This window comes from Flavobacterium sp. N502536 (assembly GCF_025947345.1).
Classification (GTDB): domain Bacteria; phylum Bacteroidota; class Bacteroidia; order Flavobacteriales; family Flavobacteriaceae; genus Flavobacterium.
This window is the reverse complement of record NZ_CP110011.1, coordinates 1,047,497-1,069,555: the sequence shown is the minus strand read 5'-3', so window position 1 is coordinate 1,069,555 and position 22,059 is coordinate 1,047,497. Positions and strand designations below refer to the sequence as shown.

The 22,059-nt window shown below is 31.3% G+C and carries 18 protein-coding genes and 2 pseudogenes; all 20 read left to right on the top strand.

What is annotated here, in order from left to right; translation table 11 throughout:
* Position 1: 1 nt before the first annotated feature.
* The 20 genes and pseudogenes from OLM61_RS04795 to OLM61_RS04700 all read left to right on the top strand — a co-directional run bounded on the left by OLM61_RS04795 (position 2) and on the right by OLM61_RS04700 (position 21,054).
* A complete protein-coding gene (locus tag OLM61_RS04795) occupies positions 2-985 on the top strand; it encodes an SDR family oxidoreductase (RefSeq protein ID WP_264525338.1) in 984 nt (327 codons plus the stop codon).
* Positions 986-1,014: 29 nt separating this feature from the next.
* On the top strand, positions 1,015-2,406 hold the full coding sequence (locus OLM61_RS04790; RefSeq protein ID WP_264525337.1) for a UDP-glucose 6-dehydrogenase: 1,392 nt from the start codon (positions 1,015-1,017) through the stop codon (positions 2,404-2,406).
* Between the two features lie 80 nt (positions 2,407-2,486).
* A complete protein-coding gene (locus OLM61_RS04785; RefSeq protein WP_264525336.1) occupies positions 2,487-2,951 on the top strand; it encodes a UpxY family transcription antiterminator in 465 nt (154 codons plus the stop codon).
* 269 nt (positions 2,952-3,220) lie between these two features.
* A complete protein-coding gene (locus OLM61_RS04780) occupies positions 3,221-4,534 on the top strand; it encodes a nucleotide sugar dehydrogenase (RefSeq protein ID WP_264525335.1) in 1,314 nt (437 codons plus the stop codon).
* Between the two features lie 28 nt (positions 4,535-4,562).
* Positions 4,563-5,570: a mannose-1-phosphate guanylyltransferase gene (locus OLM61_RS04775; RefSeq protein ID WP_264525334.1), complete on the top strand. Its 1,008-nt coding sequence runs from the start codon at positions 4,563-4,565 to the stop codon at positions 5,568-5,570.
* A gap of 5 nt (positions 5,571-5,575) precedes the next feature.
* Positions 5,576-6,622, top strand: a complete 1,047-nt coding sequence (gene rfbB / locus OLM61_RS04770; protein WP_264525333.1) for a dTDP-glucose 4,6-dehydratase — start codon at positions 5,576-5,578, stop codon at positions 6,620-6,622.
* Between the two features lie 49 nt (positions 6,623-6,671).
* Entirely contained in the window at positions 6,672-9,191 is a 2,520-nt protein-coding gene (locus OLM61_RS04765; protein ID WP_264525332.1) for an SLBB domain-containing protein, read from the top strand.
* A 7-nt stretch (positions 9,192-9,198) separates the two neighbouring features.
* Positions 9,199-10,266, top strand: coding sequence for a Wzz/FepE/Etk N-terminal domain-containing protein (locus OLM61_RS04760; RefSeq protein ID WP_264525331.1), 1,068 nt, complete (start codon positions 9,199-9,201; stop codon positions 10,264-10,266).
* A 38-nt stretch (positions 10,267-10,304) separates the two neighbouring features.
* Complete coding sequence (locus tag OLM61_RS04755) at positions 10,305-11,327, top strand: polysaccharide biosynthesis protein (protein ID WP_264525330.1); 1,023 nt, start codon at positions 10,305-10,307, stop codon at positions 11,325-11,327.
* A gap of 7 nt (positions 11,328-11,334) precedes the next feature.
* Positions 11,335-12,308 (top strand): annotated as a pseudogene (locus tag OLM61_RS04750) (DegT/DnrJ/EryC1/StrS family aminotransferase).
* A 112-nt stretch (positions 12,309-12,420) separates the two neighbouring features.
* Positions 12,421-13,491 carry a DegT/DnrJ/EryC1/StrS family aminotransferase gene (locus tag OLM61_RS04740; protein WP_264525327.1) on the top strand — a complete coding sequence of 357 codons (1,071 nt, stop codon included), beginning with the start codon at positions 12,421-12,423 and terminating at the stop codon, positions 13,489-13,491.
* A complete protein-coding gene (locus OLM61_RS04735; RefSeq protein ID WP_264525326.1) occupies positions 13,492-14,364 on the top strand; it encodes a hypothetical protein in 873 nt (290 codons plus the stop codon). It abuts the gene before it with no gap.
* Positions 14,365-14,421: 57 nt separating this feature from the next.
* The gene (locus OLM61_RS04730; RefSeq protein ID WP_264525325.1) at positions 14,422-15,429 is read left to right on the top strand and encodes a 3-oxoacyl-ACP synthase III family protein; all 1,008 of its coding nucleotides are present in this window, start codon (positions 14,422-14,424) and stop codon (positions 15,427-15,429) included.
* Between the two features lie 11 nt (positions 15,430-15,440).
* Complete coding sequence (locus OLM61_RS04725) at positions 15,441-15,671, top strand: acyl carrier protein (protein ID WP_264525324.1); 231 nt, start codon at positions 15,441-15,443, stop codon at positions 15,669-15,671.
* A gap of 17 nt (positions 15,672-15,688) precedes the next feature.
* Positions 15,689-16,417: an SDR family NAD(P)-dependent oxidoreductase gene (locus tag OLM61_RS04720; protein WP_264525323.1), complete on the top strand. Its 729-nt coding sequence runs from the start codon at positions 15,689-15,691 to the stop codon at positions 16,415-16,417.
* Positions 16,418-16,466: 49 nt separating this feature from the next.
* A complete protein-coding gene (locus tag OLM61_RS04715) occupies positions 16,467-17,741 on the top strand; it encodes an oligosaccharide flippase family protein (RefSeq protein ID WP_264525322.1) in 1,275 nt (424 codons plus the stop codon).
* Positions 17,742-17,995: 254 nt separating this feature from the next.
* Positions 17,996-18,433, top strand: a pseudogene (locus OLM61_RS20950) (glycosyltransferase family 2 protein); the annotation flags it as partial.
* On the top strand, positions 18,421-19,092 hold the full coding sequence (locus OLM61_RS04710; RefSeq protein WP_264525321.1) for a hypothetical protein: 672 nt from the start codon (positions 18,421-18,423) through the stop codon (positions 19,090-19,092). The pseudogene OLM61_RS20950 and the gene OLM61_RS04710, both read left to right, overlap by 13 nt.
* The gene (locus tag OLM61_RS04705; protein WP_264525320.1) at positions 19,089-20,531 is read left to right on the top strand and encodes a hypothetical protein; all 1,443 of its coding nucleotides are present in this window, start codon (positions 19,089-19,091) and stop codon (positions 20,529-20,531) included. The genes OLM61_RS04710 and OLM61_RS04705 overlap by 4 nt, the downstream gene beginning before the upstream one ends.
* Positions 20,515-21,054, top strand: coding sequence for a hypothetical protein (locus OLM61_RS04700; RefSeq protein WP_264525319.1), 540 nt, complete (start codon positions 20,515-20,517; stop codon positions 21,052-21,054). Before OLM61_RS04705 ends, OLM61_RS04700 begins: the two co-directional genes overlap by 17 nt.
* Positions 21,055-22,059: the final 1,005 nt, after the last annotated feature.

Genomic DNA, 22,059 nt, shown 5'->3' with positions numbered 1-22,059 from the left:
AATGGATACATCAAAACAATATACAATTTTGATTACTGGCGGCGCAGGATTTATTGGATCGAATTTGTCTGAGTATTTTTTAGGACTTGGTCATAAAGTAATTTGTCTGGATAATTTTTCAACGGGGCATCACCATAATTTAAAGAATTTTATTTCGAACTCTAATTTTAAATTAATTGAAGGTGATATTCGAAATAGTGCTGATTGTGTTTTGGCAGTTGAAGGAGTCGATTATGTTTTGCATCAGGCTGCTTTAGGTTCTGTTCCGAGATCAATCAATGATCCTGTTACAACAAATGATGTAAATGTCTCCGGCTTTTTAAATATGTTGGTTGCTGCTCGTGATGCAAAAGTTAAAAGATTTATATATGCAGCAAGTTCATCAACCTATGGAGATTCTCAAGGATTACCAAAGGTAGAAGAAGTTATAGGGAACCCCCTGTCTCCGTATGCCATCACAAAGTATGTAAATGAATTATATGCTGAGATTTTTAGTAGAACCTATGGATTGGAAACTATCGGATTGCGGTATTTTAATGTTTTCGGAAGAAAGCAAGATCCTAATGGAGCCTATGCAGCGGTAATTCCGAAGTTTGTGATGCAACTCATGAAATATGAAAGTCCAGTGATTAATGGTGATGGAAATTATTCTCGTGATTTTACTTATATCGATAATGTAATTCAGATGAACGAATTGGCAATGACAAGCCAGGATCCTGCTGCAATTAATACGGTTTACAATACAGCCTTTGGTGATCGAAATTCTTTAAATGATTTGATTGGATATTTAAAAGAATATTTGAGTGAGTTCGATTCAAAAATTGGAGAGGTAGAAATTGTTTACGGACCTAATCGGGCAGGAGATATTCCGCATTCATTAGCAAGTATCGATAAAGCGAGGACTGTATTGGGGTATGATCCAAAATACTCCTTACAAGAAGGTTTAAAAGAGGCTGTAAGCTGGTATTGGAATAATTTAAAATAAAAACAAGGATCAAGATAATAGTAAAGTAAATGAAAATTACAAAGATTTGTTGCATTGGTGCAGGTTATGTTGGAGGTCCAACAATGGCAGTAATTGCTCAAAAATGTCCACATATTCAAGTGACTGTTGTCGATTTGAACGAGCAAAGAATTAAAGACTGGAATGATCCTGATACGAATAATATTCCGATTTACGAACCGGGACTTTCGGAAATAGTAGCAGAGGCCAGAGGGAGGAATCTTTTCTTTTCAACAGAAGTAGAAAAGGCGATTGACGAGGCTCAGGTAATCTTTATTTCTGTAAATACCCCAACTAAAACCTACGGAAAAGGGAAAGGTATGGCTGCCGATTTAAAGTATATTGAATTGTGTGCCAGACAAATCGCAAAAGTAGCGAAACAGAATAAAATTGTTGTTGAGAAATCGACTTTGCCAGTGCGTACTGCCGAAGCAATAAAAAGTATTTTGGATAATACCGGAAATGGAGTGCAGTTTCAGATTTTATCAAATCCGGAATTTCTGGCCGAAGGAACCGCTGTTACGGATTTATTAAATCCTGACCGAATCCTGATCGGAGGTGATACAACACCGGAAGGCGAAGTGGCGATAAATGCTTTAGTTGATGTTTATGCAAACTGGGTAAGCAAGGATAAAATCTTAACCACCAATGTTTGGTCGTCAGAATTGTCTAAATTAACAGCGAATGCTTTTTTAGCACAACGTATTTCGTCCATAAATGCAATGTCTGAATTGTGTGAAAAAACAGGTGCTGATGTTAATGAGGTTGCTCGTGCTATTGGAATGGATAGCAGAATAGGACCTAAATTCTTGAAGGCATCAGTTGGTTTTGGAGGTTCTTGTTTTCAAAAAGATATTCTCAATTTGGTATATATAGCAAAATCGTATGGTTTGAACGAGGTTGCCGATTATTGGGAGCAGGTGATTATAATGAATGATCATCAGAAGAAAAGATTTTCGAATAAAATTGTTCAGACGCTATACAATACGGTTGCAGATAAAAAGATTACCTTTCTGGGCTGGGCATTCAAAAAAGATACAAATGATACCAGAGAATCTGCAGCAATTTATGTGGCTGATGATTTGATTAATGAACAGGCAAGTATCGCAGTTTATGATCCTAAAGTTTCCGGAAACAAAATACAGAACGATTTAAATTATTTGGAAACAAGGTCAATCGAAGAGAATAAAGCCAGAGTTGTAACGTTTGATAATGCTTATGAAGCTTGTAAAGATGCTCACGCAATAGCTATTTTGACAGAATGGGATGAGTTTACCACTTACGACTGGCAAAGAATATATGATTCAATGCATAAGCCGGCTTTCCTTTTTGATGGAAGAAATATCTTAAACGCGAAAGAACTGGAGTCAATTGGTTTTATTTATAATGGGATAGGTTCCTAATTGGGATTGGTATTGAAGTAAAATTTGATATAAAAGAAGAAAGACGGTGTTGGAAATTTTATTCATTGTAAAAGGAAATTATGAATTGGTATGTTGTTTATACAAAGCCTAAATGGGAGAAGAAAGTTGCGGATAGACTGAGTCAAATAGGTATTGAATGTTATTGTCCACTAATCACTCAGGTGAAAGAATGGTCAGACAGAAAGAAGAAAATTGAAGTTCCTCTTTTCAATTCATACGTATTTGTTCAATTGAAAGATATTGATCGTAATTCTGTTTTTCAGATAGCAGGAGTAGTGCGCTATTTGTTTTGGCTGGGTAAACCTGCAATTGTTCGTGATGAAGAAATTAATAGCATAAAAGCAAGTCTTAAGGCTCCAAATATAAGTGATATATCAGTAACTTCAATTCAGGCCGGAGATCGGATAAAAATAGAAGCAGGAGTTTTTAGTAATCAGGAAGCGATTGTTCAGGAGGTTTCAAATACACATTATATATTGGTTTTAGAATCTTTGGGCTGTGTTCTTAAAATAAAATACAAATAATTTAGTTATAGTTTAGCGATTTCAGTTAAAACAGAGGGTGAAATTCTTTAGTTTAAGATTTTATTTCTCTGTTTTTTTTATAATGTGATTTTTTGCATACTGATTGAGAGTGGGTTATTGAGCTGTTTTTTTTTAATAGTCTATATTTTTAAGTATTACGGGAAGCCGTATTGATTAAATTGAGTTAATATACTATATTTGCCGAAAATGATTTTAGGGTATCTGTGTCAAAAATTTTGTGACTCAGAAGGGCGAAGCCGTGAATTGAAATGACTGAAGTGGATAAAAAAGAATACATGTTGGATGGAAACATAAAAATAGCTGTTATCGGCCTAGGTTATGTTGGTTTACCTTTAGCCAGATTATTTGCTACTAAATATGCAGTTGTTGGTTTTGATATAAATGAAGAGCGAGTTTCTTCTCTAAAATCGGGTACAGATACTACACTAGAAGTAGATGACGAGACTTTACAGAAAGTTTTGGTGGATAATTCTAATTCTCAGATAGGCTTATATTGCACTACTTCACTTAATGATATAGCAGATTGCAACTACTTTGTGATAACTGTTCCAACTCCGGTCGATAAAAATAATCGCCCAGATTTAACTCCTTTATACAAATCGAGTGAGTCAGTTGGTAAGATATTAAAAAAGGGAGATGTTGTAATTTATGAATCTACAGTATATCCAGGGGTTACTGAAGAGCAGTGTGTACCAGTTCTAGAAAAATTTTCAGGATTGACATTCAATAAGGACTTTTTTGCAGGATATTCTCCTGAAAGAATAAACCCGGGAGATAAAGAGCATACTGTTGAGAAGATCTTAAAAGTAACTTCAGGATCAACTCCAGAGATTGGAATAAAAGTGGATACACTTTATAAATCTGTAATTACTGCCGGAACACATTTGGCACCTTCAATAAAAGTAGCTGAGGCTGCAAAAGTTATAGAGAATTCTCAACGGGATATTAATATAGCTTTTGTAAATGAACTAGCTAAGATATTCAATTTAATGAATATCGATACGCAGGAAGTATTAGATGCTGCTGCTACAAAATGGAACTTTTTACCTTTCAAACCAGGATTGGTTGGAGGCCACTGTATTGGTGTAGATCCATATTATTTAGCACAAAGGGCTCAGGAATTTGGGTATCATCCTGAAATAATTTTGGCAGGACGACGTTTGAATGACAGCATGGGGGAGTATGTCGCTTCTCAGGTAGTAAAATTGATGATTAAAAAAGGAATTTCAGTTAATGGAGCAAATCTTCTGATGCTTGGAATTACATTTAAAGAAAACTGCCCGGACGTTAGAAATACAAAAATTGTTGATGTAATCAAAGCGTTAAAAGAATACGGAATCGCTGTTACATTATACGATCCGTTAGCTAATATAGAAGAAGTTAGAAAAGAATATAAATTAGAAACTATTAATTCTGTTCCAAAAGAAAAATTTGATGCTATTGTACTTGGAGTAGCACATAAAGAATTTTTGAAATTGGAATTTTCAGAATTGCAAAAAGAAAATAGTTTATTATACGATGTAAAAGGAGTCTTAGGTACGTTAGCTGATAATAGACTATAAGCGATTAATTTTTTTTTATTTTAAAAATATGCAAACAAACAATTCAATTGTACATGTTATTTTGACCGGTGGTATTGGTAGTAGATTATGGCCATTGTCGAGAAAAAGCCAGCCAAAACAATATTTAGAGATATTTGAAAATAAATCTTTATTTGAAATGACAGTTGAACGTAATAGTCATTTAGCAAATAGAGTAATGGTTGTGGGAAATGTTGATAACTACCATTTAAGTGGTAAAGTTATGGACAAAACCCAAACATCGTATATTAATATAGTTGAAGCTACACCCCGAAATACTGCTGCTGCAATTGCTTTTGCTGCATTTGCATCAAATCCTGATGATATACTTATTGTGACTCCCTCGGATCATATTATTGATAAGATGGAGGATTATAATAATGCCATTCAAGAAGCAGTTTTAAAGGCTAAAGATGGTTTTATTGTGACATTCGGGATTATCCCAACAAAACCTGAAACAGGATATGGGTATATAGAATCGAAAGGGGATAAAGTAATCTCATTTAGAGAAAAACCAAATGAAACTACAGCAAAAGAGTTTATTGCCAAAGGAAATTTTTTATGGAACAGTGGAATGTTTTGTTTTAAAGCTAGTGTTCTTCTAGATGAACTGAAACAATTTCAACCAGATGTTTACGAAAAAGCAAAAGAAGTTTGGGAAGCAAGTAAAGATGGTTTTTTAGATTTAGATTTGTCATTAGAGATTCCATCAATTAGTATTGATTATGCTGTAATGGAGCGAAGCAAAAAAATTAAAGTGGTTCCTGCCGCTTTTTCATGGTCAGATTTGGGTTCTTTTGAATCTGTTTATGAATATTTGGTTTCAAACGGACATCCAGTAGATACAAATGGTAATATGGTCATAGGATGTGATAGTTATACAACATTTTTAGGATTAAAAAATACGATCTTTGTACATACAGATAACGCAAATCTAATTTTGCAAAAAGAGAATTCTCAAGATGTTAAAGATATATATAGTGAATTAGAAAGACAAAATTCAGATTTATTAAATTAAATGTAATGAAAAAAATTCTGATAACAGGCGGAGCTGGTTTTATAGGATCACATGTCGTTAGACACTTTGTTAATAAATATCCTGAATATCAAATATTCAATTTGGATGCTTTGACTTATGCAGGGAATTTAGAAAATATAAAGGATATCGAAAATCAATCTAATTATACATTTGTAAAAGGTGATATCGTAGATGAAACTTTTATAAATGAACTGTTTTCAGTTCATAATTTTGATGGCGTTTTACATTTGGCAGCTGAGTCACATGTTGATCGCTCTATTGAAGATCCATTAGCCTTTGTGAAAACAAATGTGATTGGAACAATGAATTTACTAAACGCCGCAAAGAATCAGTGGAAGAATAATTTTGAAGGTAAGCGGTTTTATCATATCAGTACTGATGAAGTTTATGGCTCACTTGGAGCAGAGGGGCTTTTTACAGAAACAACAGCATACGATCCTAATTCTCCCTATTCAGCTTCTAAAGCGAGTTCTGATCATTTCGTAAGAGCTTATGGAGAAACTTATGGCTTGCCTTACGTTTTAACGAATTGTTCTAATAATTACGGATCGTATCATTTTCCTGAAAAATTAATTCCTCTTTTTATAAATAACATCATAAATAATAAGCCACTACCTGTTTATGGAGATGGTAATTATACACGTGATTGGCTTTTTGTTGAAGACCATGCCATCGCAATAGATTTAGTTTTTCATAAAGGTAAAAATCATGAAACCTACAACATTGGAGGTTTTAACGAATGGAAGAACATAGATTTGGTTAAGCTACTATGTCAAATTATGGATCAGAAATTGGGTAGAAATGAAGGAACTTCGCAAGAATTGATTACTTACGTGAAAGACAGACCCGGACATGATTTGCGTTATGCCATTGATGCTTCAAAAATTAATAAAGAATTAGGATGGAAACCATCTGTTACCTTTGAAGAAGGGTTGGAAAAAACAATTAATTGGTATTTAGATAATGAAGAATGGTTGCAGAATGTAACTTCTGGTTCGTACAAAGCTTATTATCAAAAACAATATTCGTAAATAAAATAAGTATTTTTTAAACCAAATTTTGGTTAAACTATAATTCAATATGAAAAAAATAATCTATGTTCTGACCTTGTTTTTTATTCTATTAACGTCTTTTAATGCAAATGCACAGGATATTATAAAGTCTAAAGACTTGAGTACCGTAAAAGTTGACTACCTATCAGATGACGAAATAGGTAAAATAGTTTCTCAATTAAAAAGTAATAATGCGACAATTAATGATGTTCAATCAATGGCTTTGTCGAAAGGTATGAGCCAGGCAGAATTTGATAAATTAAGAACTCGAATTACGGAGTACGAGAAAAAAAACGGTAAAGATGCAGACAAGAAAAAAAATGATAAGGATAAAAAGAAAGACGATAAATTAAATGAAGTTGATAAAGACTCTGAGTTTGGAAGAAAACAAGAGAAGATCAAAAATGAAAAAATAAAAGATTCGTTAAACGCTTTGATTTTCGGATCTGAGTTGTTTGACAATCCGACTTTGAATTTTGAACCGGATTTGAAAATGGCAACTCCCGTAAATTACGTTTTGGGGCCAGGTGATAAATTAGAAATTAGTATATATGGTATTCAGCAATTCGATGATACAGTTCCGGTAAATTTCGAAGGTAAAATTACCATTCAGAATGTTGGTCAAATTAGCGTTGCAGGAATGTCAATTGAAGCTGCTTCACAAAAAATAAAAGCTGCAATTGCAAGAGTTTATACTACAGTTAGGTCGGGACAATCTCAGGTTAGTGTCAGCTTAAGCGATATTAGAACAATTAAAGTAACCATTGTAGGCGGAAAACAGCCAGGTAATTATTCTATATCATCTTTAGCCTCTGTTTATAACGCATTACATTTAGCCGGTGGACCTGGTAAGAATGGCAGTTACAGAAATATAGAATTGATTCGAAACAACAAGGTTTATAAAAACGTTGATATTTATAAGTTTTTAGTAAAAGGAGATCAATCTGATAATGTTAGTTTAAGAGATAATGATGTTATTAGAATTCCTGCTTACACACAAAGAGTAATAGTCGAGGGAGAAGTCAAAAGACCCGGGATTTTCGAAATGAAAAAAGGCGAGAAGTTTTCTGATCTTTTAAATTTTGCATCGGGGTTTAATGAGTTTGCTTATACCGCTTCAGTGAATGTACTGCAAAAAACTGGTAAAGAGTTTAAGGTTCATGATATCAATGAAAGCGAGTATGGATCCTATGCTCCACAGTCGGGAGATGTGTTTAAAGTAACAAAAATTTTAAATCGATTTGAAAATCGAATTAAAATTGAAGGTGCAGTTTTTAGACCAGATTATTATTCTTTTAGTGAGGGAATGAGAGTTTCAGATCTTATTACTAGGGCTGAAGGTCTTAAAGAAGATGCTTATACCAAAAGAGCAAGGATTATTCGATTAAAAACAGATCTAACAACAGAGATTGTTAATGTAGATTTAAGTGCTGCTTTATCTGGTGATTTGAATGCAGATATAGGGCTTAAAAGAGAAGATATCGTTACGGTATATTCTATTTTGGAATTTAGAGAAGAATATAAAGTAACAATTGATGGGGAAGTTAAAAATCCGGGGGAGTATGAGTATTTTGAAAATCTAACCTTAAATGATTTAGTGGTTCAAGTTGGTGGTTTAACTGGATCGGCATCAAAAAGAGTTGAAATTGCCAGAATGGTAAAGTCTGATGTAATTGATGACGCTGATCCGAAGAGAATAGAATTGGTTGAACTTGAAATAACTGCGGATAATAACGAGCAGATTAAGAACTTTGTATTAAAACCTTTTGATGTTGTTAATATCCGAAAAATGGCGGTTTATGAAAAGCCAGAAATGGTGAAGGTAAGCGGAGCTGTTACTTATCCGGGTAAATATGTTTTGGCAAATAAAAAAGAAACTGTTTATAATGTAGTTATGAGAGCTGGTGGGTTGACTTCAATTGCTAACTTGGATGGGATGAAAATAAAAAGACCAATAAAAGAGGCACAAATAGAGCAATTGGAAAGTGTAAACCTAAATCTGGATAAAAAATTAACAACAGAAGAAGAAGCAGTGAAATCCAAACAAGGGGAGTTTGATTTAAAAAAGAAAGATACTCTTAATTCTAAATTATCTAAAAAACTTAGAGACGAATTAAAATTTGCTACGATTCCTGTAAACTGGGAAAAGATTGTAAAAGACAAAAATCATTATTCGAACGTTACTTTGTTTCCTGGTGATGAAATTGAAGTTGCGGTGTATAATGAAGGAGTGAAAGTGACTGGAAATGTACTACTGACATCAGAGATTCCATATAGAAAAGGGAAAGGATTTAAATATTACATTAATTCTGTTGGAGGAGTGGATAGTAAAGGATGGAAGAAAAAAGCTTATATAATTTATCCAAATGGTAAAGCTTCAGTTACCGGATCGTTTTTGTTTTTTAGATCATATCCTAGAGTTGAACCTGATTCGCAAATAGTAGTTCCTGAAAAACCGCAAACTAAAAAAATGACCGCAGGAGAATGGGTTGGAATTGGAAGTGTGATTTCTAGTTTAGCGTTGTTAATTGTTACTGCTTTTAAATAAAGATTAAATGGATAATTTACCTATGGAGAACGATGAAGTGTCGTTTAAAGAATTAATTGAAAAGCTAAAGGAGTGGTATTCTTATCTCCTTAAGCAATGGAAAATGATTGTATTGGGAGTAACTATTGGAATAATCGGAGGGTTAACTTATTCCTTCATAAAAAAGCCTGTTTATACTGCTACATTGTCATTTGCTATAGAAGATGAAAAATCTGGAGGAGGCTTAGGAAGTGCACTTGGACTGGCAAGTTCCCTTGGATTGGATTTGGGAAGTACAGGAGGAAGTATGTTTACAGGTTCAAATTTAACAGAGTTGTTTAAATCTAGATCAATGGTCGAAAAAACGCTGCTGTCTCCTGTTACTGTAAATGGTAAAACTATTTCATTAGCTGAGATGTATATTGAGAATAACGAATGGAGAGAAAAATGGAAAAAAAATCCAAAACTGTCAGCAATTCGATTCTTGCCAAATTCAGATCGTAAATCTTTTGTTAGAACACAGGACAGTATTTTAGGTGTAATTTACCAGAACTTATCTAAAAACTCCTTAACAGTAGCACAAAAAGATAAGAAAGTAGCTATTATAACTATGGAAGTAGCTTCAATAAATGAAATGTTCTCTTTATACTTTTGTAATGCACTTGCAAAAGAAGTCGGTAAGTTTTATGTTGATACTAAAAGCAAAAAAGCTCGTACAAACATGGAAATTTTAGAAAGACAGACGGATTCGATTCGCAGAGAGTTAAATGGTGCTATAACGGGTGTAGCTGTCGCCAATGATAATACTTTTAATTTGAATCCGGCTCTTAATGTTAGACGTGCTCCTTCAGCCCGTAGGCAAGTCGATGTTCAGGCAAATACAGCTATATTAACTGAATTGGTAAAACAATCCGAACTAGCTAAAGTAACATTACGAAAAGAAACACCATTAATTCAGATAATTGATGGACCAATTTTACCTTTAAGTGTAGAAAAGTTCGGAAAAGTAAAAGGTATTTTTTTTGGAGCCTTTCTAGGTACCTTCTTTATATTGCTTTTTTTGATTGTAAAAAGATTGTACAATAACTATATTTAAGAATACTATAAGTTTTTAAAATTTAAAATATAAAGTAAATGTTTAAAGATAAAATTTTATTAATAACAGGAGGCACTGGTTCTTTTGGAAATGCAATGTTAAGAGGTTTTTTAAATTCAGATTTAAAAGAAATTAGAATATTTTCACGTGATGAGAAAAAGCAAGAAGATATGCGTATCGAATATAAAAATGATAAATTAAATTTTGTTATTGGTGACATTCGTGATTTCGATAGTATAAATGCTGCTATGAATGGTGTGAATTTCGTTTTTCATGCAGCAGCGTTAAAACAAGTACCTTCTTGTGAATTTTATCCTATGCAAGCTGTTCAGACTAATATATTAGGAGCGGAAAATGTATTAGAAGCTGCAGCAAGAAATAATGTTGAGCGAGTAGTTGTACTTAGCACAGATAAAGCTGTTTATCCAATAAATGCAATGGGAATCTCTAAGGCATTTATGGAGAAATTAGCTGTCTCGAAGGCTAGAGATTCTAGGGTTAAGAATGTGGATGCGATTTATACCGCAACTCGATATGGAAATGTTATGTGTTCTCGAGGATCTATAATTCCTTTGTTTGTTAAACAAATAAAAGAAGGTAAAGCGTTGACTATTACAAACCCAAAGATGACAAGATTTATGATGTCGTTGGATGATTCTGTAGAGTTGGTTATGTTTGCTTTTACAAATGGAAATCCAGGTGATATCTTCGTTCAGAAATCTCCAGCAGCTACAATAGAAGATTTGGCACAAGCATTAAAAGAATTGTTTAATGCTGATAATGAGATCAAAATCATTGGGGAACGCCATTCTGAAAAAATGTATGAAACGCTCTGTGCAAAAGAAGAAATGGCAAAGGCAGATGATCTAGGAGAGTTTTATAGAATTCCCGCAGATTTTAGAGATTTAAATTACACTAAATATGTTCAGGAAGACGGACCAAAGCTTGTAGATACGGAGTATAATTCTGATAATACACAAAGATTAAATGTTGAAGAGTTAAAAAAATTGCTATTAACTTTAGACTATGTTCAAGAAGAATTAGCATCTTACAATCAATAATTTATTTATGTTACCATTAGTAAAAACAAGTATTCCTCCTCGTGATGTATTAATGCCAAAACTTGAAGAAGTTTTATATAGTGGTTATGTTGCTCAAGGAGAAGCAGTAGAGGAGTTTGAAAGAAAATTTGAAGAATATATTGGAGGAGGCCATTGTCTATCTTTAAATTCTGGAACAGCAGCCCTACATATAGCGTTGATTTTAGCTGGGGTGCAAGAAGGCGATGAAGTTATAAGTACAGCTTTAACTGCAGAACCAACCAATGTGGCAATCAAAATGGTTGGTGCAAAGGTAAGATGGGCAGATGTTGATTATAACACAGGCAATATTTCCGCAGATTCAATTGAGAAAGTAATAAATCCAAAAACAAAAGCAATCATTGTCGTTGATTATGCTGGAATTCCTGTTGATGTAAAAAGAATTCAGGAATTGTCAGAAAAACACAATATACCTGTTATCGAAGATGCAGCTCATGCATTAGGCGCTAAATTTAATGGAAAGAAAACTGGAAACCACTTCCCGTTTACAGTATATTCTTTTCAGGCAATCAAACATTTGACGACTATTGATGGTGGAGCCTTACAAATATTAGATAATAGCTTATATGAAAAGGTAAAATTATCAGATGGTTTGGTTTGGATAAAAAATTGACCCGTTTGGATAATAATATTACTTTTCAAGGATATAAATATCATATGAATAATGTAAATGCAACTGTTGGACTGGTTCAATTGCAAAACATAGAAAATTTAGTCCAAAAGTATATTGATAATGGGAAGTATCTAGATGAGAAGCTAAAAGATATAAATGGAGTTGAACTGATAAACTATTATGAAGACACAGAGCCTTCGTATTGGTTGTATACTTTAAAGGTAGAAAATCGTGATAGATTTGTAAAAATGATGTCTGAAAACGGAATAATGGCATCTGAACTTCATAAACGAAATGATTTGCATGATTTTTTAAATGACTACCGGTAGAGTTACCAAATTTGAATTTGTTTTATAGCAAGATGGTTCATATACCATGTGGTTGGTGGGTTACTAAGGAAGATTTAGATAAGATGATTAGTTTAATAAAACAAGGTTGGTAATGATCCCAATTTATAAACCATACATGCCAGATAAAATTGATTCAGAAGTTAGTAGTATACTTTATTCTGGACAACTAGGATATGGAAAGTATGGAAAACAATTTGAATCGGAATTAAGAAAATTTATAGGATCTGAGTACATACTTTCTGTAAGTTCATACAATATAGCAATGTTAATTGTACTTTCAACATTAGGGTTAAATAAAGGTGATGAAGTTATTGCTAGTCCTGTAAGTTGCTTAGCATCTAATCAGCCATTTGCAGTTAAAGGCTTGAAAGTTGTTTGGGTTGATATTAACCCAGAAACGGGAAGTATGTGTCCGGATGATTTGAAAGCTAAGATTACAAATAAAACTAAGGCTATTTTTCATAATCATTTCTGCGGTTATTTAGGAAATATAGATGAAATAAATGCGATTGGAAATTCTTTTGGTATCCCTGTAATTGATGATGGTATTGAAGCATTTGGATCTGAGTATAAAGGAAAAAAAATAGGAAATCTGGGAACAGATATAACTGTATTTTCTTTTCAAACGGTTAGATTACCTAACACTATAGACGGTGGTGCAATTGTTTTTAAAGATAAAGAGCTTTATGAAAAAGCTTTATTGATTAGAGACTACGGAATTGACAGAGCAATTTTTAGAACTGATAATGGAGAAATTAATCCTAAATGTGACATTAGCTTAGAAGGTTATGGCGGGTTAATGAGTGAATTAAATTCATTTTTGGGTGCCAAACAGATGGATGATATTGAAGATTTGTTAGCACGGCAGAAAAAGAATGCACTTGTTTGGGATCAAAAAATTATGAATATGGAGAATTTTTATTCTCTAAAGTTGGTTGAAAATGCCATACCAAATTACTGGGTATATGGTATTTTATGTGAGAATAAAGAAGTAGCCATTAATTATTTTAAGGATAATGGGTTCTATGCTACTGGAGTTCATATTAATAATAATGTATATTCGGTTTTTAATAATAAAGACAGTTTAAAAGGAGTAAATGAATTTATGAATCGCTTTTTAGCAATACCTTCTGGTTGGTGGTTTGAAAATAAATTATTATAAATGGGTACAAATCAAATAGATAGCACGGCAAAAATACATCCAAATGTTGTTTTTGGAGAACATAATAGAATTGGTAAAAACGTTGTAATCGAAATTTTGGGAAATAATCCTGATACAGTTGCAATTATTGGAGACAATAATATTATAAATGATAACACAAGAATTTTTATTCATGGTGAATTTATCGTTGGAGATTGGAATGTTTTTCATAATGATATGCTAATTATGCCAGAAGATTCAATGAGAATTGGACATAATTGCTGGTTTGGACAAAATACAATTTTAGATGGTGCGGGAGGACTGGAAATTGGAAATGGCGTAAGAGTGGGTATGTATTCTCAAATTTGGACACACGTTGCAAGTGGTGAACAAATTGAAGGATGTATACTTTATGCTAAGAGAAAAACAATCATAAATGATGATGTTTGGTTGGTAGGCAGTTGTGTTGTTGGTTCAGGAATTGTTCTTGGAAAAAGAAGTACAGCTTTAATTAATTCTGTAATTACAAAAGATACATTGCCAGATAAAGCATATTCGGGGAGTCCGGCAAAGATTATGGAGCATGTTAAATTTTACCTTCCAAAGACGATAGATGAAAAGTTTGAGATGCTAAAATTATGGTTGTATGAGTTTGTTGAGCTAAATGAGGAAATTTTTACATTAGAAGTAGACAAAAGTGAATTGATTCTTTTTAATTTGAAAGAAGATCAAAATGTAATTTTTACAAAATCAGAAACTAAGTCACTTGATTTATCTCAGAGTATTTTTTATTTATTTGATAAAACATTTAATAAAACTAATTCGATATCCGAGAGAGCAATTTATAAGTTTTTGTACAATAACAAAGCAAGATTCATCCCTAATTCTAAATAAATTTTTTACTTTTTGTCATAATAAATATCTACTTATAGTAAGAACTTAACTAAAAAAATGGGGGCAGTAATAAAGAATATAGAATATGTTTTTCCTAAACAAAAGATCACTAATACTGATTTAAGTAATCAATTTCCAGATTATGATTTTGGAAAATTTGAGGATAAAGTTGGGATAATAAATAGGTATTGGGTTGCTGAAAATGAAACTGCATTTGATCTGGCAAAAAATGCTTGTGAAAAATTGTTTGAAAAAATAGATAAGAATGAAATTGATTATATTTTATACTGTACTCAAAGTCCGGAATATTTTTTGCCAACCACAGCCTGTGTTTTACAAAATCATTTAGGTTTAAGAAAAGATATTGGTGCCCTTGATTTTAATTTAGGTTGTTCTGGGTATGTTTATGGAGTTAGTATGGCAAAAGGATTAATAAATTCAGGTCAAGCAAAGAATATTTTACTGGTTACAGCTGAAACATATTCTAAATATCTGCATCCAGATGATCGTTCAAACAGAGCTATTTTTGGAGATGCAGCTACTGCAACATTGATTTCTTTTTCAGATGTAGAACATATTGGAGAATTCTTATTTGGAACAGATGGTTCGGGATATGACAAGTTAATTGTGAAAAATGGATGTAGTAATGCTCCATTTAATAATGAAGCAAAAGAAATTAACTATGGTTCAAATAATATTTACACGGACAATCATTTGTATATGAACGGCCCCGAAGTTTTTAACTTTACAAGTGAAGTTATTCCTGGTTTCACTAAAGAAGTTTTGGCAAAAAATAAAAAAGAAATCAATGATGTAAATCAATTTGTTTTTCATCAAGCAAATTCATTTATGTTAAATTTTATGCGTAAAAGACTCAAAATTGACAGTGAAAGATTTTATGTAAATTTGGAGGATGGAGGAAATACAGTTTCCTGTACAATACCAATTGCACTCAAAAAGTATTCAGAGGATTCGGAATTCAAAAATCAAAATATAGCAATTGTTGGCTTTGGTGTAGGATTATCTTGGGCAGGAGGTTTAATAACAATAGATAGTAATTTGTAACAATATATACGATGAATAAAAAGCATTTTTTTTTAAGATTAGAAGAAGATTTAGAACTTGAAACAGAAATAAATGGTGAAACCAATATTAAAGACTTAGATGACTGGGATTCTATGACGGCAATGGTTTTAATTGGTTTAGTAAATGAAGAATTTTCTGTGACTTTGAATTCAGATGATATAGAAAGTATAACAACAGTAAATTCTTTAATGGAAAGAATTGGCTTAGATAAATTTAACTAGAAATAGGGTTTGAAAAAATGATTATACTACTAACAGGAGCAACTTCTGGTATCGGTTTCGAAACATTAAAGCAGTTGATTGCAGATGGACATACAGTATATGCTATTGGAAGAGATTTTTCAAAAATAGATTTTTTTATACAAAATTATAAGTCGCAGATTTTCAACTTTAACTTTGACTTTAATCAAGTAGACCAAATTGATGAGTTGTTTTCAAAATTTAATTTAGAAAATCAAAAATTTGATGCATTAGTACACTGTGCCGGAGTTGAAGAAACACTTCCTTTGTCTTTATATTCTACAAGTAAGGTTAGAAATATATTTGATGTAAATGTTTTTTCGGGAATTGAATTATTAAGACATTTCACAAAAAAGAAATACTGTAATGATGGTGCGGGTATTGTTTTTTTGTCATCAGTAATGGGGATATTAGGACAACCTGGGAAAATTGGGTATTGTGCAACGAAGGCAGCGGTATTAGGAGTTGTTAAATCAGGAGCTTTAGAATTTGCAAAGAGAAAAATAAGAATTAATGCAGTTTTACCTGGAATTATTAATACTCCGATGACTAAAAAGCTGTTCAGTCAAATAAATGACGATCAAATTAAGGAAATTGAAAATATGCATCCATTAGGTTTTGGTGAAGTTGAAGATGTAGTACCTACTATTTTATTTCTCATATCTAAAAATTCAAGGTGGATTACAGGGCAAAGTTTCGTAATTGATGGTGGATATTCAATTCAGTAGTTTTTGTATTGAAAGCTATTAATTATTAAAGAAGTTTATATATTAAAATATGTTTAAAAACATAATAGCCAATTATGTTGGTAAAGTTTGGGGAATTATATCTGTCTTTGTTTTTATTCCATTTTATATAAAATTATTAGGGATTGAGTCTTATGCTGTAATTAATTTCTATACAGTAATTTTAACAATCATGTATTTTGCAGATGGGGGACTATCAGCGACCCTTAATAGAGAAATTGCGAGAAATGAGGATAAACAATATATTGGGAATATGCTTTTTACAATTGAAAAGGTGTATATGGCCATTTGTTTATTTATAATACTTTTTGTTTTTTGCTTTTCAAATCTTATTGCAGAGAATTGGTTGAATTCCCAAATTCTTTCTAGTAGCGATTTATCTACATACGTAAGTTTAATGGGAGTGAGTATTGCTTTTCAGCTATTTACCACTTTACAAATTAGTGGTTTACTTGGATTAGAGAAACAAGTTTTATCTAATGGAATTCAAGTTGCGAGTAGTTTCTTCCGTTCAGGAGTTGTCCTTATACCTCTTTATTTTTACCCTACCTTATTGACTTTTTTTATATGGCAGGTTTCAATAAATATTATCTTTTTTTTTATTGCAAGATTTAACTTATGGAAATATATTAAGACTAATTTAAGGTATAAGTTTGACAAGAATGTTTTAAAAACTGTTGGACGTTTTGCCGGAGGAATGATGTTAATGGCTATAATATCTTCTCTTAACACTCAAATTGATAAATTAGTGATAAGTAAATTATTATCATTAAAAGAATTTGGTTATTATGCTCTTGCTGGTATTCTTTCACAAATACCGGAATTAATAATTACCCCTATTGCAGTGGCTATATTACCAAGAATGGTGAAATATACTGAAAATATTGAAAAAGATAAAATTACAAAGCTATTTCATGTAAATACTTTTATATTATCAACTTTAGCAACTACAGGAGGGATGTTATTGTTTCTTTTTACTAAAGATTTTCTTTTTATTTGGACCCATGATATTATCATTGCTAGTAAAATTGAAAATGTTGCAAAAGTACTTTTAGTTGGTTCGGTATTCTTATCTTTTCAGTATATGCCATATTATCTTGCAATCGCAAATGGTCATACAAGGACAAATGTGACGTTAGGTATCGTGGCAGTAATTTGTATAATTCCGGCCCTAATCTTTTTTGTTAAGCAATACGGGTTAATCGGCGCTACTTATACATGGCTTATAATGAATGTGTTTGCTTACTTTTATTTGGGGTATTTTATAATTTCCAAATTTTTAAAAATGAGTTTAGGAGATGGTTAATAAATGGTACAGTAATTCCCTTATTAGTAACAGTCTTAGTTGGTACTATAGGTTATATTTTAACAATCAATTTGCAAAAAGGATATTTTGTGTTTTTGTATTCTACAATTATTGGGCTTATTTCTTTAGCCGTGAACCTAATGGTCTTCAATAAAATGAATCCAGAATATAAGATAAATACAAGACAATTAATAAATAATGGAGAAGCATAAAATTTTACTTTCTATAATTATACCTACTAAAATAGGTATTCAACCCTTTTACCTGTTTTAGATTCAATTGTAGATAATTTAAGTAAAGAATATACTTACGAAGTAATTGTACAAGATAACTCCGATAATAACGAACTTTGTTTACAATATCTTTCTAAAAAAAATAATCAACAAATAAAATATTTTTATAATAAAGAATCTATTCCTATTGCTGATAATACAGAATTAGCTATAATTAATTCAGTAGGTAAATATCTAGTTTTTATTGGAGATGATGATTTTATCTGCCCGGATATACTTGAAATTGTTGATATAGTAGATAATAGATCTATAAAATGTTTAATATATAATCCCGGCTCGTACTGGTGGGAGTCTGTAATATTTCAAAGGAAAATTACTATCATAAATCGTGTAATCTCTGGCTGCCAGATGCATACGAAAAGCTTGAGTTTACGAAGCTTGACCCAATGTTTGAGCTAAATAAAACCCTATCAAAAGGGGCTATGGCCTATGACATGCTACCTCGATTTTATCATGGAATAGTATTAAGATCTGAACTTGATAAATTACAATCTAGAATAGGTAGATATATAGTGGGATCTTGCCCAGATATTGATTTTGCAGTATCTTTAGCTATAAATATTGAAGAATATTATCATTTAAATTATCCAGTAAGTATTTTTGGTGCTTCAAAAAATAGTGGCGGAGGTTGGACAGCATTAAAAAAACATTTTGGAGATGTAGATAAGTTGCCATTTCTTAGACCAGAAATTAAGAATAATTGGAATCCACTTATTCCAAGAATATGGTCTGAAAAGACAATTTATCCTCAAACAACAAGTGAAGTTTTAAAAGCCTATGGCATTAATAAGAAATTAAATTTAATTGCATTGTATGCTGCAATGTTGGTGTACGAACCATTCTTAGAGCCTAAAATTTTAAATTACATTTTGAAATATTGTAGATATAATCCTTTAAATTATTTGGTCTTTGGAATAGAGCTTTGCAAAAAAATAGCAGGGTTTATTGTGCAAAAAATCAAGTATAAATTTAAAATGCTACCTGTAAAAGTTTTTCAGAATGTGAAGCACGATGAAGTGTTAACAGTTCTAGAAAAGAATTTTAAAATTAACTCATGAGTGAATTTTCGTATAGAAATGTATTTTTGTATATACTATTAATTATTGGGAATTCATTGACGCATGAAAAAATAACAGGTATTTTAGTATCTTTTCCTGAAATAATAGCTGTAGTTTATTTTATTTCTAGAGGGAATACGGAGAAAGCATTTTTTTTTCATATCGTTTTTACAATAACATGTCTCGCTATACCATTTTCACAGATAACTAATCCTGAAGATAGTCATTATGGACTTTTCAATTATTCCAAATTAAAACTTATTGGGCCCATTGGCATTTATCATCTAATCATGTTTAGTTTTTTTATACGAACATTACGATTAAAGGTTCAGGTTCCAATCAATTCTGTTTTCTATTCGCTTTATAAAACTATAATATTTATTGGAGTATCCGGAATTCTGCTTGGAATGTTTGGCTTAATATTTTTAGGATATTATATTGAGTATTTTGTATTATATACTTCTTATATTTTAACGTTATTTTTTACTGCATTTGTTTTAATTAGAATGCCTTTTTATTCATTTGTTGGTAAATTATATAAGATGTTGTTAGAGGTGATGATCGCGGCACCAATAGCCGCATTAATTGTTTACATACTAGGATTTTCATCTCAATACGGAACAGACGATGTGTCAATAATTATAGAAGCGGTTTATTTTAGTATGGCTTTAATATTTGCATACTATCATTTAAAAAATTATTTTTTGCCTTTATTTTCGTTCTTATTAACCGGTTTTTTTCTAATGGATGGAGGAATGGGAGGAAAAGGGATCATATTTATGGGGGTTGTTTTAATAATGTTTTTATTGACAGCTTTTAATAAACATACAACCGGTATAAATATCGCTAAGCGAAAACGTGCACTTCGTTTTGCAATGATTCCAATTTTAATATTTGTAGTTATTAAGTTTGCTTCATACATTGAAGATTCGGAGTATAATTTATTTTTATATAAATTAGAGAATGTTACATTATTAATAAATGTTTTCCAGGGATTTGATGGGATTTATTTAATTCCTGAATCACCACGAGTACGAATCATTGAGGTCATGAGTATTTTTAATGAACTTTTTAGTAATCCAGTTTATTTACTCTTTGGTAAAGGATATGGCTCCTATTTTTCAGATGATTTCAAATTACTGTCTGGTTTAGATTTGGTAAATGCTTACAAAGCAGTAGAGATAAGTAACAATAAATATGGTGGTGTTCATGATTCATTTTCAAGTATACCATTGGCAAATGGCTTAGTCGGACTTTTTTTGATTTTTAGGCTGACTATTAAATATGCAAAAATGATCAAACATAACTTCATGGCATATGCGGCGATACCATGGTTAGCATTTACATTTTATTATAATGTTCAATTTGGTATTATTGCGATGTTACTTCTTTTTAGTTCAGAATTTTATTTAAAACCCAAAAATGAACAAGCACAATAGAGTTTTATACATTGATCCTTTATTGCAAAATGGTCATGTTAATTTTAATAATATATATATTAAAAGCTTAGCGAAAGCCGGATATGATTTGGAATTCATTTTTGTTAAAGACTATGAGGATAAATTAGATATTGATAAATCGAAAGTTATATATTCAATCCCTAAAGCTTTATTTAAAAAAGATTATGGTAAATTAATTAATAGGATTGCTTATTTATATGGATTGTTCCTCATAAAAATGTTTGTTAACTTTAAAAAGTATGATTTTGTAATTTTTTCAAGCTTTGAAGAGATATCTTTTGCATTTTCTGGTATAACTAAAAGCTATTTAATTAATCATATAAACGTAAGTAACTCGTATGAAAGCAAAGCTAAATTTTTCTTTTTAAATCGGGTTTTAAGAGCCAATTCGTTAATTGTTCTTGATGAAAAAACAAAAAATATTTATCCGCAAAGGGGAATTATGACATACATATGTTGCCGCACGGTCTCCCTGGCTCAAAATTATTTAATGATGAAATAAAAGAAGATTCACATTTTTATATAATAGAAGAATTTAAAAAATATAAAAAATAATATTCTCTCCTTCTGAGAGTAGTTCTGATAAAGCTTTTATAAATGAACTAATAGAATCTAGTAATTTTATCAAATATCTTGAAGATGAGAGCATATTATTTGTTTATAAAAATGATGTGCTAAAAAACAAGCCAAATATTATTGCAATTAATGGTTATTTAAGTCAGAAAGCTTATGATTATTTATTTCTGAAGTCTAATATTATACTCTTAGCTTATCCTGAAAGTTTTAGATACAGAGTTAGTGGAGTCTTATTAGAGTGTATTGCTAATAATAACCCTGTGCAGTTTCTCGAATTGACATGTTAGAATCGTTTACTGAGTTTTTTAATTATGATCCTTTTTTTTCAAACATAGAAGAGTTAATTCAAATTATTGATAATTTGAATAATAACAGTAATGAGAATTACTTCAAAAATAAACTTGCTTGAGCCGGATTTCAATATTTTTTTAAATAGGATTTTAAATATGTTGCAGAATAAATTGAAAAAAAAATATTATTTATATCGGAAGAACATTAAATTCGGTAGATGGCGGAGCAGTTGTTTCAAGATGGGCGAAATATTGAAATATGAAGAAAATGAGCGACGGAAAAATTATTGAATTTTATTTGTCAGATAAAAAATTTTTCACAAATTTTTTAATATTCTGCTTGGCAATCTTGGGGGTACTCTCATAAGGTTTATAATAGTATTAAGGAAGCAATACTATCAAATGATGTTTCTTATATATTTATTGATCACTCATTACTTGGTGGCTTTGCAAGTCTTTTAAAAAGTTTTAATGTTGAAATAATTGCCTTTTTTCATAATGTTGAGGTTAAGTATTATAAAGATAAGGTTTTAGTAGATGGTTTTTTAAATAACCTGATGGTTGGTTATGCCAAAAGGAATGAAGAAAAGATAATAAAGTATGCAAATAAAATTATTTGTCTTACCGATATTGATAGTAAT